We start from the raw sequence: 13,958 nt of genomic DNA on the forward strand, positions 1-13,958 counted from the left end.
TATTTTTACTATAAATTTAGCGAAATTCGACCGGTAAGTTTAGGCAAACTTAATAATTCTATGCGTAAATAAAGCAATATTGACTTTCCCAAACTTTAGAACTGGTAGTCACATGAGTATTTCGCACATTTTTCAAATATATCGTCGTAAGATATCAGCTTTCGTCCGCGACACCCGGGGGGTATCTGCAATTCTGATTGCACTGATCGCTATCCCGCTTTTTGGTTTTGTTGGCCTCTCTGTCGACCTTGGTAGGGCTTATGTCTTGAAATCAAAGCTTTCGACAGCCTTGGATGCTGCTGGATTGGCCGCGGGCCGGAATATATTTGCAAGCGACAGCGAGATTTACGCCGACGCTCAGAAGTATTTTGATGCAAACTTCCCTTCCGGATACATGTCGACGACCCCAATAACCCTTGACAGTTCTAATCTAAAATGGAATTCCACGCGGGAGACAGTGACTCTAAATGTTCATGTGGACCTTAATACAACATTTATGAATGTGTTAGGACTGCCAAGCCTGACGGTTGGTGCTTTAGCAGAAGTGAACCGTGAAAACAGAGGCATGGAACTTGTACTGGTTCTGGACAATACAGGCTCTATGAATTCATACACTTCCGGTGCAAAACGGATCGACACGTTAAAAACAGCATCAAAGAACCTGATTGATATCCTATACGGTAATGACGAAATCAAGAAAAAGCTTTGGGTTGGCATTGTGCCCTACACAACTCAGGTAAATGTGGGTCCTCAGAATGTTAATTTTCTGTCAAATGCTGATCGCGACAACATTCTAAACAACACGACCAGTATCTTTACGGCAGACAGTAACAATACAGCGCTTGGCCGCAATGTGAACGGGAGCGGCGGAAATGATACTGTTTATGGCTGGAAAGGATGCGTAGAAATGCGGGATCATCTTGACGGCGGAACAAAAGACCTGTCCGACGATCCGCCAAACAATGATTTTGTTCCTTATTTCTATAACTCCACAGAATCTTATTCGACCAGCTATAAGAACGAGTGGGCCACCAATGGTGTCAGCGGAAGCCGTGGTCCAAATAAATACTGCCCACCACCTGTTTTACCACTGACCGCCGAAAAATCGACGATCAAAGGCCATATCGATAAAATGGAAACATCTGGTCCAACGGCCGTCAATATTGGTCTGATCTGGGGATGGCGCGCACTATCACCACGCTGGAACGGCCATTGGTACGGATCTTCCACGGTGAACCTTCCTTCCGGGTATTCTGCACTGCCCTTACAATACGGCGAGGAATTCATGGACAAAGTGGTGATTCTGATGACCGACGGTGAAAACACGCTTGGTACATATGGTATTTATCATGCTTATGGTCGCCAGAAACAGTTCGGGATCAAACAGGGCGAACCTGGTTACGATCCACACTATCACACGTCTGGCAGCGGCAATCTGGCCAGCAAAAGCAGCAGCTACTACAAAAATTTGGATGATCAGAAAACTGCTCAGGCCTGCACTAACATGAAAGCCGCCGGCGTAATCATATATTCGGTTATCTTTGTGTCGGGGAATGAAACCCTGTTTCAAAACTGCGCAACGTCACCCAAACACTATTTTAAAGCCGCTACAGCAGACGCGCTCATTGACGACTTTAATACAATTGGGGAAGAGTTGAGTAATCTTCGAATTTCCAAATAAATCTATCCGTCATTTCACAAAAAACGGTCGGTTTTGCTGGCCGTTTTTTTGTGCATATGGCTCACCTATCCATAAGACATATCTTCAAACAATCGATACGATCACACGTAAACCTCTACATTTACCGTCATGGCCCGCCAAACAAAAACATTTCGAACGAAAAAGTTGGGCCACTCTCAGCCGGTCCTCCCTTCGGGTCATAGCATCCGGCCCCCGGAAAGATGCCAACTTCATTTAGTTCTGAGCAAAACAGCTGATAGAATATGTAAGCCCGACCTTTTTGAACAGGATAGCTCCCTCTCGCCGCATTTATCGGTATGGCGATGTCTCTGCAGGCACCTTCTACCGCCCAAGTGCCTATGAATTAATGATTTGGGGCAGCCCGAAAGCGCATAGCAAGCAACCTCAAGACCCCTCCTGTCAACTGAGAAAACAGATCTACATAATTGGAAGCAGGCCTCCGCATCTTTAAGGCTATGCGCTGCGTAAAGAACTGAAACCTTTCCCTCCTTTTTAAAAGGACAGCTCCGTCTTGCAACATTTATGGGTATGAACTAATCATTCGGTGAGTGTTCTCCCGGACAAGCCCGCAAGACCTGTTTAATCGAAACAGCCGATGCGGTCATAGAAGGCAGCCTCACTCCCTACCTATCAGCCTGAGAAACAGACCACATAAATGGTGGCAAGCTTCTCTGCCTTTAAGGCTATGCACAGCAAAAGCACAACATACAAAAACTGCTGAGCCCACGGGTTCAGCAGCAAAATGAATATTATGTAATCGTTTTATGATTTAGGGAGCGGAAGGAAACGTAATCCGCGCTGTAAAACGGGGCCGAAAATAGGCATCCCGATACAGGACCGTTTCGTCAAAAAGCCCTAATGCCCCGACAAGGTACGGTTTATAGCTATAGATCAATTCCGCAACGACCAGTGTCTCTGTTTCCGGCAATGTTTCGCCGCTGCCTACATCAATAAAGGCAGGGGGTAAGGTCGCGTCACCATTGATTGTTTCACCGATTGCACTTTTCCCCCCCGTTACCGCACCTGAGACACGCTGACTTAAGATATAGGGGGCCGCTGAAGTCCGTCCCTGGACTGAGGTCAACACGATCATGCTATCGTTGCTAAAATCAAAAGGGCGGGCCATATAGCGGGCTGAGTCAATAATGTTGGAGATTTCCGTTTCGGTCATACTTGTGCCATCAGACCGGGCAACCAGATCAGAAAGTGTCGCAACGATCCTATCCATTTTCTGATTGATCAAGGCATAGCGAGCGACTTCAAAACTACCGGCAGACAGGATCATGAGAACCGGCAACATCATGGCAAATTCAGTCATTGCCACGCCCGTTCGGTCAATCGCAAATGCCTTGATCTTGCCTGTGGTAAGGGTTCTAAAATTTCTAAGCAGTTTCTTCATACCTGCCGCGCTCCACATATATCCATCGATTAAAAAGGTTCGTTCATAACGACGATTGATGCAGACATTGGAATTGTTCCCTTGAGAATAGGGATGACCTGCCCACTAAGGAAATTCCAGTTATAGGTCACTGTATAAAGGACAATGTCCCCTTGCGTTCCCAGACCGGCTTCACCAAAATCTTCGTCCCAGACACCATTTCCGTTCACTTCTGTCCAAGGCTCGCCGTTCGGGTAAACCGTGCCATCCTCAGCGGTAACCGAGGTTTCCGTGCGAACGCCATTGCCATCAATATCAGTAAATTCTTCCCCTTTACCGACAGACGCAAAATTCTCATAAACAAGGGATGTAACATTCCCCGTCGTCAAATCCAGAAGGCCCAGAGACGCCTCATTCAGCATATCGACAATAGCCTGATCATTACTCGCGCCTTCCTGGATTTGGCCTGTCAGGCCGAGGCGTGAGGCCTCACGCAAGCTTCCTTCGACCACGGTATTGATAAACATACCGATACTCAATTCCATGATGCCAATAAGAACGAGAAGGAGCACAGGCAAGACCATTGCGAGTTCCACCGCGGTAGCACCATCCTCGTTTTTTCTGAACTGCCGGATTAATCGTCGGCGCAGGAGCATTCTAACCATATCACTCAAGCCTCTGTTATATTGGCTCAAGCATAAGAAACACAGATTAAATCCGGGTTAAATTAAAGCTCCGATTTACCTAAATTTTTAACTTAGCCGTCAGAAGTGCCACCAAACCTGTCCTGCCATTCAGCGATTTCGTCATCACTGATCTTGCGGAACAGGACATCCGGGACTTCAAACGCGTGACCGGGCTTCAATATCTGCAATTCTTCCAGCATCCCGCCTTTAATCCAGTCGAACTCACTCAGTTCCAGATTTAAGGCATCTGACAAAGTTTTAGATGCTGTCGGAATAACCGGGGCACTTAAAATCGCAAAAATACGGATCAGGTTAATTGCAATGCGCAATGATAATGCGGCCGCTTCTGGATCAGTTTTAAAGGCGGTCCAGGGGGCGGCCTCTGTCAGATACTCATTCCCCATCACCCAAATGGCGCGCAACTCCTGCATGGCTTTGCGAATTTGAATTTCGTCCATAAACTGATTATAGGTCGCAACCCGTTTATTCAATTCTTCTGCAAGTGCTTTTTCACGTTCTCCAATTTCACCGCCGGCAGGCAATTCTGATCCAAATTTTGACGTACAGAACTTCAAAATCCGGTTCACAAAATTTCCTAGTGTATCCGCAAGGTCTTTATTGCAGGTTCCCGCAAATCCTTCCCAGGTAAAGCTGGTATCAGAATTTTCTGGCGCATTTGCCAGCAGATAATACCGCCAGTAATCGGCAGGCAGCATTTCAATAGCGTCCGACATGAAGACACCGCGTTTCTGACTGGTCGAAAATTTACCGCCATAATAATTTAACCAGTTAAAACCTTTAACATAGTCAACCATTTTCCATGGCTCACGGCTTCCCAGAATTGTTCCCGGAAAAGTTACTGTGTGAAAAGGAATATTATCCTTGGCCATAAATTCGGTAAAACGGACATCCTTTGCATCATACCACCAGGATTTCCAATCCCGATCTTCAGGACTTTCGTCTGCCCATTCCTTTGTCGCAGCGATATATTCAATCGGGGCATCAAACCAGACATAATAAACCTTGTCTTCCATCCCTTCCCGGCCAACCGGCACACCCCATTTCAAATCGCGGGTAATTCCGCGATCATGAAGGCCTTCATCCAGCCATTTCAAGGCGATAGAAGAAGACAAAATCGGCCAATCCGTATGTTTGGTAACCCATGCGCGAATTTCGTCTGACAGTTTGGATTGAAGCAAAAAGAGGTGACGGCTTTCCCTTACCTCAAGGTTCGTGCTTCCGGATATGGCCGAGCGCGGATTTTTTAGATCCGTTGGATCCAGCAGGCGAGTACAACTTTCACACTGGTCCCCCCGCGCCTTGTCATAATCACAGTGAGGGCAAGTTCCCTCAACATACCGATCGGGTAGGAAACGATCATCGTCGATCGAGAAAACCTGCTTGGTCATCCGCTCTTCAATAAAACCGTTTTCCAGCAGCTTGTTCCCAAAATGCTGGGTCAATTCCTTGTTCTGTTGCGACGATGAACGTCCGAAATGATCAAACGAGAGCGAAAATGCCTCCCCCAAACGGGCCTGGACTTCATGCTGTTGTGCACAGAACTCCGCAACATCCAGATTAGCAGCGCGGGCTGCCAACTCTGCCGGCGTGCCGTGTTCGTCCGTTGCGCAGATTAGCAAAACCTCTTCGCCGTTCGCCCGTAAGTACCGCGCATACAGATCAGAGGGCAACATAGACCCCACCAGATTACCCAAATGTTTGACGCCGTTGATATACGGCAGGGCAGAGGTAATTAGGTGACGAGTCATCTGGTTTTCCATCTTCGAAAAAATACAGGGAATAATGCTGTTCCTTTTACAGGAACAATTTCGTTCAATCAAAAAACTTTTGTGGAAAAAGACCAGAATACGATCAGTTCTTCACAATTTTTCGATTTGCGCGCTATTCACGACCACAGATGTTACAGATCGGGTCTTCTGCATCGACCAGTGTTTTACAGTGAACGCAGCGACGAAAAAAACCGTCCGGTTCATCCAAAAGAACGGTTCCACGAGAGGCTGGCCGCCCCTGCCCTTGAGGCGGAAGCAGCACCAGAACAATCAAACTCAAAGGCATCATCGCAACAAGCAAAAGCCAAAATAGCTGTGAACGCCCTTTAGTTTTTGCAAATTTTATGGCTCCGATCAGAAAGACCACCCAAACGAACAATCCGGCAATAACCATGACATTTTGATTCCGCTTATTTGGAAAACCTGATCGTTTAACAGTCAAAGATTAAGGAAGCGTCAAAAGTCCAGTCCATTAGATATGCGTTTTTTGCAAGTCAGTGTCTTGAAAACTGCGCTTATCAAATGGGCTCCAATTCACTATTTCTGCACTGCAACATAAAATTTATATTCAGTCGGGAGACTTAAAATGGCTTATGCAAAACAAACATTGATTACTACTCAGGCACCCATCGCTTATGATGACAGCTTCATTGAAACAATCAAAAATTACTTCGTTAAAAAACGCGCGACCCGCCAACTGGAAGCAATGACTGATCGCGAACTGTCAGACATTGGCATCAGCCGCTCAGACATCCACAGAGCCGTTTCAGGTGACCTGTACAGATAAAGTTGCCTTGTTCCAAGAACAAGAAAACGTTAAAAATGGCGGTCCCTACTCACAATACTGAGACCGCCCATGCCGATTTCCCCGCCAGAAACCATTCCCGCCGATGCCGCGAAACGCCGGGCGATCAAGCCCGTCATCTGTTACCCGGTGCAAACTCTACCGGCCTATGATGCCGCATTCTACGAAAATGCCCGTGCAGGAATGTCGTTGATCGATACGGTAATCGTTCCACCAAGGGACGCCCGCTGTTTTACAGTACCCGCCGGTCATTTCTTCAGAATAGCCTATCAAGATGGTCCGCAGGTTGGGGATCTCAATCTTTGGAACAGCAAAGACCTTACCGAAAAATTCTTCAGCGGAAAAACCCGCGCCCTGCATGCGACCCATGTCACCACAGGCGACCGCCTTTGGAGCAATCTTCCAAGTTTGAGACCCCTTGCAACCATTACCCACGACACCCTCGCATGGTATGGCTGGGATGAATATGGGGGCGGCGTGCATGATGTGATTGGCACCCGATGTGACCCTTACACCAATTATCTATTGTCGGGTGAAGACTACCATTATTGCTGTCATTCCAATCTGACACGGGCACTGGCAGAGGAAAAAAATCTTAGCCTGAAAGACGCGGAGCAATATGTGCACGATGTCTTGAACGTGTTTATGTGCACAGGTTTCACAAAGGACACCCATCAGTATTTCATGAAAGCCAGCCCAGTTCGAGCAGGCGATTTTCTCGAGTTTTTCGCAGAAATCGACCTTCTGGGGGCCCTTTCCACATGTCCGGGCGGCGATTGCGGAAGCAGCCATTCCAGCGAAGATGCCGCCTGTTATCCTTTGCGCATTGAGATCTATAAGCCCAAGGACGCCTCCCTGGCTGGCTGGGAACCTGCCAAGCAATCCGGTTACGACCAAAGTCACGGTGCCTGACGGCTCACAGCAAAGGCAATCAGAAGGCCGGTCATTCATTCCGGCCTTTCCTTTTTGGCACAGGTCTTAGGCCAATGTTGAAAGTTAATCGCCCCATGCGTAAATAGTCAGTCTATCCATTGTTGCAAGCGGCCTGACGCACAGTGCAGATCGGCTGCCCGCCGCGGCCTGGCGTATCCAGCGCATAGTAAGTGCGCCAGTAGACAACCGAAGACAATATATCAAGCGACTGTCTAAATGATCAAAAACAGGATATTGCCAACCAGAACATCCTCGGCATTCTTTCGTTTCTCATACTGAAAGGCTCATAAATGGATAGACATCAGACTTTCACCATTTTGCACCCACCAATTCTTTCCATTCCATATCAATGCCGACAATCAGTGTTCCCCTCCCTTCATTTAAGGACAACACCGCATGTGGAGAGGATATCTTTCGGCTATAAGGTGGCGGCGATGTATCGTCAAAGTGATAGATCGGTTGTTTTCCGTATTGATGAAAATATTCAGCATCAAATAACGCTCGATATTTATCGTAATAGTCCTGCTTCAACGTCGAAACTGTTTGGCCGTCAGGTAAATTTCGTCCGGGAATAAACGTAACCCTCTTGCTGAGCCAATAGACCTTGTCATTCAGAATGCGAACTGACAGCTTTTCATACCCTTGTTTCCTCGCTCCTTTAATGGTGGTGCCGAATTTGGCACTAAAGCATGGTTTTTGTACGCTCTTTCCGGGCTCGGCACATTTTCCAAGTTTGTACCCTTTGGATTGCAGGGCTGCGACGGCATTTTCATGGGTCATTCCAAGGCCTACGCCATCGACAATCGCATTCACGACGCCACTGGAACCATCGCTCGACGTTTTCTGCACATTTTTCTTGGCACTGGCCTGCGCCACGTTGTTCTCAGATCGTTCAGATGTTGCTTGGCTTGTTGTAGCGTGAGTAACACTTGCATCACTTGCGCCCGCATATTTGGCCACTCTCACGTCAATACCGGTAGATATTGGTTTTGTTTTTCCCGCCAAATCTTCCCAGAAAGCAGCATGAAGTGATTGTGGAGCGATTACCAATAAACATAGTAAAGCAACATAAACATATGAATGTATACGCATGACACCCCCCTGAATTGTGAGATTTCAAGCAACACTCTATTTCAACTACCCGAAAAAACAACACGAAATTCTAATATTCAATTCGCCTGATGAAGCAACCACGTTCTCTTTATTTTACAGTGGATCAGCGCGATAGCCGACGCGGAGAATGGCCAAAATAAGAAACTAAAAAGATAAACAAAACCCGCCCCTTATTTCTCAACAAAATATACCGGCTCATAGCAGCAAGCCGGTATTTCATTTACATCCGTCGTTCCAGCAAACGCGCGCTCGAGAAAAATAACCTCTCTGTTTGGCACACGTTCCTTCCATAGAGACGTCTCAATTAGCGCATTTCATATCGGTGGTTTATGATTGCAGAACGGCGCGGATTTTATCAGCCTGGGCCTTGATTTTGGCCATATCGCCCATAACGCCGGGTGGGCGGGTCTTGATACCCTCATGACGCGGCAATACATGAAAATGTAAATGAAACACTTCCTGCCCACCGGCAGCCTCGTTGAATTGCTGAAGTGTCACGCCATCCGCGTCAAACGCTTGCATGACAGCCTTACCCAACTTCTGAACTGTTTCCATACACTGTGCCAACTGCTCAGGACTTGCATCCAGAATATTGCGTACAGGTCCCTTTGGTATAACAAGCAGATGACCATCGGCGCGTGGCATGATGTCCATGAAGGCATAAGTGTGATCGTCTTCATATACACATTCTGAAGGAATTTCTTTTCGAAGAATTTTTGCAAAGATATTATCATTGTCGTATTGCATGGAATAGTCCTTGTTGTTTTTGTGCCGCCCGTGCCCCATAGCATTCTCATAAAGTATCGTCATCTGCAAACGAAGAAAACAGTTCAAACAATAGTTTAGAAAAAAACACCGCAATTTAGGATTGTTAAATCCTGATTTGGATCCGGTCTGTGGCTATTGCCTGAAAACCATCTGTCCCTATTTAAGCATCCCTTCTGCTTTTTACCCCTGTCACCGGACTGAACACCGACCTTACCCTATCTGTTTTCCTGTGAACCGTTCGGATAGACCTCCCCTCATACTTCACCTATAATCTTGCCATAGACAAAACCAACAATTGGGGGAGAACCCATGGGGCCGACATCGAATAGTTATATTTCCCAACGATCAAAGCTGCATTATGTGGATTGGGGAAATGCAGGGGCACCCCCTTTGCTTTTGGTCCATGGGGGACGGGATCACTGCCGGAACTGGGACTGGGTAGCCGAAGAACTGCGTCATGACTGGCATGTTATCGCGCCAGATTTGCGGGGGCATGGGGATAGCGAATGGTCCACGGACGGGAACTACACCCTTCAAAGCTATGTGTATGATATCGCCCAACTGATCCACCAGAAGGAACTGAGCCCGGTGACCATCGTCGCTCATTCCATGGGAGGCAACATTGCCCTGCGTTACACAGGCACATACCCCGAAACGGTCCGCAAGCTGGTCGCGATCGAGGGGCTTGGTATGTCGCCCAAGTCACAAGCAGAAACAGCAGCCAAACCGGTGGCCGAGCGTTGGCAGGAATGGATTGAGAAAAAACGCGGGGCCAGTGCACGCCCCCCGCGTAAATACAAAACCTTTGCGGATGCCCTCGACCGGATGAAAGGGGAAAACAAGCATTTGTCTGACATTCAGGCGCTGCACCTGACCACCCACGCGGTAAACCAAAACGAAGACGGGACATTCAGCTGGAAATTCGATCCCTATATGCGGGTCTGGTGGCCTTTTGATACAAGCGCCACAGAGATACAGGAACTGTGGTCCAATATTACCTGCCCCACCTTTTTATGTTATGGCGCAGACAGCTGGGCCTCGAACCCGTTGGAAGACGGGCGGATCGAGCATTTCAAAACTGCGACCGTCAAGACCTATCAGGAGGCTGGGCATTGGCTTCATCACGACCAGTTTGACGAATTTATCGCCGACCTGCGTGCCTTTCTGTAATCCCCTGGTTCAAAACCAGTCTGTTAGGCCGCCTGCCTGAAATTAGTGCGGCTTTCTGACCTTTTATTTCCTTACGGATTGTTCAGAGTATCATAAATTCAATAACGGATTTAAGGCGCGGACATACTTCGTCGCTGCCCTTTATGGTATTTGACTGGTTGCTAAATATCGAGCCTGCGATAAACTGAGCCTTGGAATTTTCCGGGGCGGAATTACCGCTAACATAAAAATAAGAAGAGAAAAGCCAAAATGGATTTTGATACTGTTGTGCGCGAACGGCGCTCCACCCGCGGCTTCAAGCCGGATCCCATCCCAAAGGAAACCCTGACCGAAATCATCGCGTTGGCTGCACGGGCACCGTCTTCAATGAATACCCAACCCTGGCATCTGCATGTGATCAGTGGCGAGCCGCTCGATCGTATTCGTGCTGGCAACACAGAAAGAACACTGGCCGGTGTACCGCCATCCCGTGAGTTCCGGGTTGAAGGAAAATATGAAGGGGTCCATCGCCAACGACAGGTGGACATCGCCGTTCAATTGTTCGAAGCCATGGGCATTGAGCGTCACGACAAAGAGCGGCGCCAGGATTGGGTGTTGCGCGGCTTTCGCCAATTTGACGCGCCCGTGTCCGTCATTGTCGCCTATGACAAGGAACTTGAGGGAGATATCCGGCATTTTGATCTTGGCGCCATCACCTATGGGTTGGTCCTTGCCGCCTGGAGTCGGGGCATCGGTGCGGTGATCAACAGTCAGGGAATTATGCAATCACCCGTGGTGCGAGAGCATGCAAATATTCCGGACAATCACGTCATCCAAACGGCAGTTGCCATGGGTTATCCCGACGATAGTTTTGCCGCCAACGCCGTTATCTCCACCCGCCGACCAACCGAAGAAATCGCCACATTTATTGGCTTTGAAGACTAGTCTGGCAATGTAAGTATCCTAAAATCCGTCGGGCACCATACGCGGCCTGACGGAGCCTTTTGTCGTTTTTCATTTGATCGAACCAATACTCAGCCAATTTGCCGAATACAGATTGGCTTGCTAAAACTCTCTCTTACGGCATTTAATGCCAAGCGCTTCTTCGTTCGGGACAATCGTTCTTTGAAGAAAGTGACTGACTTTTAAACTGCCAGTCACGGTATTGGATGCAAGGGCACATAACAGCTTTTATTTCCTGATTGCTGGCCTTTCGGGAAACTCTTTTATTCTGTAATGCACCCTTGCCTGTTCCTTTAATAGAGTGGGCGACCTGCGGTTAAGGCATTGACCTTTTTAATGATTGAGCTCGCGTCAATCCCATAGTGCTTATACACATCACCAATGGTTCCGGTTTGTCCAAAATGCTCAACCCCGAGTGGGATCGTCTGGTGACCCAGAACCGACCCGAGCCACGCCAAGGTCGCCGGGTGACCGTCTATCACAGTGACGATACGGCAATGTGCAGGTATGTCCTGCAGCAGCGTTTCAATATGGGAGCTGGCCCCCTCCTGCCCACGTGAACGGGCACGTTGTGCTGCGGTCCAACCCGCGTTCAGACGATCGGCGGAGGTAACGGCCAGAACACCTATGTCACGGCGGCCTTCCGCCAGACGTCCCGCAGCCTTGATCGCTTCGGGTGCCACCACGCCCTGATATGCAATGATCACTTCGCAATTCGGCCCCGGCTGCCTTAGCCAGTAAGCGCCATCGATCGCCCCTTGGCGGAACGCACTGTCCCCCCGTTTCCCCGGCTGTTCGATCGGGTTGGTTGACAAACGCAGGTAAACCGCACCCCCCGTCTCATCCCGCAACCATGTCCGCTCATCCGGATCACCCTCGCCCTCGCGCTGTAAATAGTCAAACGCCCATTCCATGATCACCGCCAGTTCATCGGCAAAAGCAGGTTCAAAGGCCGCCAAACCGTCCTGGCTCATCCCGATCAAAGGAGTCCCGATGGATTGGTGTGCACCGCCTTCGGGCGCCAATGTCACACCAGAAGGCGTTCCGACCAAAAGAAAACGTGCATCCTGATAGCAAGCATAATTAAGAGCATCCAGCCCACGGCTGACAAACGGATCGTATAGAGTTCCAACAGGTATTACTCGCTTGCCAAAAAGGCTATGCGAGAGGCCCGCAGCCCCTAGAAGAAGCATCAGGTTCATCTCGGCGATACCGAGTTCAAGATGTTGACCCTCAGGTGTAAATTCCCATTTCGCGGTTGATGGGATGCGATGCTCGATGAACGCATCCGCCTGTGCAGTGCGGGCAAAAAGTTTACGGCGATTAACCCATGACCCCAGACCTGTTGTGCCGGTGACATCGGGTGACATCGTCAGAATTCGATCGGCCATCGTCCCGCCGGTCTTGCCAAGGCCGTCAAGAATTTTGCCAAAGGCTGCTTGAGTGGATATCTCGCGATCGGTGATGCTGTCGATCCGGGGCACGTCGATCTGTTCGTCGCAATATCGGCGGGCACCTTTTGCGAAAAATGGTACATCCGACAGAAACGCACGAAGGGCGCCCGGGTCCTCCACTCCGGCGATGGGTTCCCACTCTTGTCCTTCATCCACACCCATATGAGCCTGCCAGTCCTTAAACTGAGGGACATTCATCAGGCCTCCGTGGTTATCCTTATGCCCGGCGATTGGTGTCCCCCACCCTTTCACGGTATAGGCCAGAAAGCAAACAGGGCGGTCATGATCAATCCTGGCAAAAACCTCGGCCATGGTCTCTACACAGTTGCCCCCAAGATTTTCCATTAATGCAGCCAGTTCCTCATCACTGCGCCGCCCCAAAAGCTCGCTCACATCTCCCTGATCACCAAGATCATCCATCAAACGCTGACGCCACACCTCACCTCCCATATAGGTAAGTGCCGCAAATTCCTGATTTGGACAGGCATCAATCCACGCCCGCAACTTATCACCGCCCGGTTCGGCAAACGCCGCGCGCTGGAGGGAGCCATGCTTCACGCGCACCACGTCCCATCCAAACGCATCGAAGATTTTTTCGATCCGACCAAACAGCCCTTCACGGACAACACCATCAAGCGACTGCCGGTTATAGTCGATAATCCACCAACAGTTCCGCAGATCGTTCTTCCAACCTTCCTGCAAGGTTTCATAAACGTTCCCTTCGTCAAGCTCGGCGTCGCCCACAAGCGCGACCATCCGACCAAAAGGCGCCCCCTTCCCCCAGGATTTCGCAGCAATATAATCCTGCATCAACGACGCAAAGGAGGTGATGGCAACACCAAGACCGACCGAGCCAGTCGAGAAATCAACGTCATCAATATCCTTGGTTCGGCTGGGATAACTCTGCGCCCCCTCAAAGCCACGAAAATTCTCCAGTTTCTCGCGGGTCTGGTTTCCCATGAGATACTGCATCGCGTGGAAGACAGGGCTGGCATGGGGCTTCACAGCCACCCTGTCCTCAGGGCGAAGCGCCGAGAAATAAAGGGCCGTCATGATCGACACCATGGACGCGCTACTGGCCTGATGTCCGCCGACCTTGATTCCATCAATTTTGGGACGAATGTGGTTAGCGTGATGAATTGTCCAGTGCGAAAGCCACAACAGACGCTGTTCTATGGTCTTGAGATGCTTGGTTTTGGCGATCATCTTGCGCGTCC

At 49.2% G+C, this 13,958-nt stretch carries 12 protein-coding genes; 5 read left to right on the plus strand and 7 right to left on the minus strand.

The window, feature by feature from the left end:
- The first annotated feature begins 112 nt into the window (after positions 1–112).
- Positions 113–1,681 (plus strand): pilus assembly protein, encoded by a 1,569-nt coding sequence (locus OIR97_RS12715; RefSeq protein ID WP_169546083.1) that lies wholly within the window; start codon positions 113–115, stop codon positions 1,679–1,681.
- 790 nt (positions 1,682–2,471) lie between these two features.
- On the opposite strand, the gene OIR97_RS12720 is transcribed toward OIR97_RS12715, so the two are convergent.
- The 4 genes from OIR97_RS12720 to OIR97_RS12735 form a co-directional block, all read right to left on the minus strand.
- Positions 2,472–3,101, minus strand: a complete 630-nt coding sequence (locus tag OIR97_RS12720) for a TadE/TadG family type IV pilus assembly protein (protein WP_169546084.1) — start codon at positions 3,099–3,101, stop codon at positions 2,472–2,474.
- 29 nt (positions 3,102–3,130) lie between these two features.
- A complete protein-coding gene (locus OIR97_RS12725) occupies positions 3,131–3,745 on the minus strand; it encodes a TadE/TadG family type IV pilus assembly protein (RefSeq protein ID WP_169546085.1) in 615 nt (204 codons plus the stop codon).
- 92 nt (positions 3,746–3,837) lie between these two features.
- Positions 3,838–5,535, minus strand: coding sequence for a methionine--tRNA ligase (metG, locus tag OIR97_RS12730; protein ID WP_169546086.1), 1,698 nt, complete (start codon positions 5,533–5,535; stop codon positions 3,838–3,840).
- A 133-nt stretch (positions 5,536–5,668) separates the two neighbouring features.
- Positions 5,669–5,950 carry a hypothetical protein gene (locus OIR97_RS12735; RefSeq protein WP_169546087.1) on the minus strand — a complete coding sequence of 94 codons (282 nt, stop codon included), beginning with the start codon at positions 5,948–5,950 and terminating at the stop codon, positions 5,669–5,671.
- 192 nt (positions 5,951–6,142) lie between these two features.
- Between OIR97_RS12735 and OIR97_RS12740 the strand changes: the two genes are divergently transcribed.
- The gene (locus tag OIR97_RS12740; protein ID WP_169546088.1) at positions 6,143–6,343 is read left to right on the plus strand and encodes a DUF1127 domain-containing protein; all 201 of its coding nucleotides are present in this window, start codon (positions 6,143–6,145) and stop codon (positions 6,341–6,343) included.
- 69 nt (positions 6,344–6,412) lie between these two features.
- Positions 6,413–7,273 carry an urea carboxylase-associated family protein gene (locus tag OIR97_RS12745; RefSeq protein ID WP_169546089.1) on the plus strand — a complete coding sequence of 287 codons (861 nt, stop codon included), beginning with the start codon at positions 6,413–6,415 and terminating at the stop codon, positions 7,271–7,273.
- Positions 7,274–7,603: 330 nt separating this feature from the next.
- On the opposite strand, the gene OIR97_RS12750 is transcribed toward OIR97_RS12745, so the two are convergent.
- Both OIR97_RS12750 and OIR97_RS12755 read right to left on the minus strand, forming a co-directional pair.
- Positions 7,604–8,386, minus strand: coding sequence for a hypothetical protein (locus OIR97_RS12750; RefSeq protein WP_169546090.1), 783 nt, complete (start codon positions 8,384–8,386; stop codon positions 7,604–7,606).
- 348 nt (positions 8,387–8,734) lie between these two features.
- Entirely contained in the window at positions 8,735–9,154 is a 420-nt protein-coding gene (locus OIR97_RS12755; RefSeq protein WP_169546091.1) for an HIT family protein, read from the minus strand.
- Positions 9,155–9,484: 330 nt separating this feature from the next.
- Here OIR97_RS12755 and OIR97_RS12760 point away from each other — a divergent pair, with 330 nt between their 5' ends.
- Positions 9,485–10,345 carry an alpha/beta fold hydrolase gene (locus OIR97_RS12760; protein ID WP_169546092.1) on the plus strand — a complete coding sequence of 287 codons (861 nt, stop codon included), beginning with the start codon at positions 9,485–9,487 and terminating at the stop codon, positions 10,343–10,345.
- Positions 10,346–10,594: 249 nt separating this feature from the next.
- The gene (locus OIR97_RS12765; RefSeq protein ID WP_169546093.1) at positions 10,595–11,269 is read left to right on the plus strand and encodes a nitroreductase; all 675 of its coding nucleotides are present in this window, start codon (positions 10,595–10,597) and stop codon (positions 11,267–11,269) included.
- A 311-nt stretch (positions 11,270–11,580) separates the two neighbouring features.
- Here OIR97_RS12765 and OIR97_RS12770 read toward each other — a convergent pair whose 3' ends face one another.
- Entirely contained in the window at positions 11,581–13,947 is a 2,367-nt protein-coding gene (locus tag OIR97_RS12770; protein WP_169546094.1) for a transketolase, read from the minus strand.
- Between the last annotated feature and the right edge of the window lie 11 nt (positions 13,948–13,958).

The organism is Sneathiella aquimaris, from assembly GCF_026409565.1.
Lineage (GTDB): Bacteria > Pseudomonadota > Alphaproteobacteria > Sneathiellales > Sneathiellaceae > Sneathiella > Sneathiella aquimaris.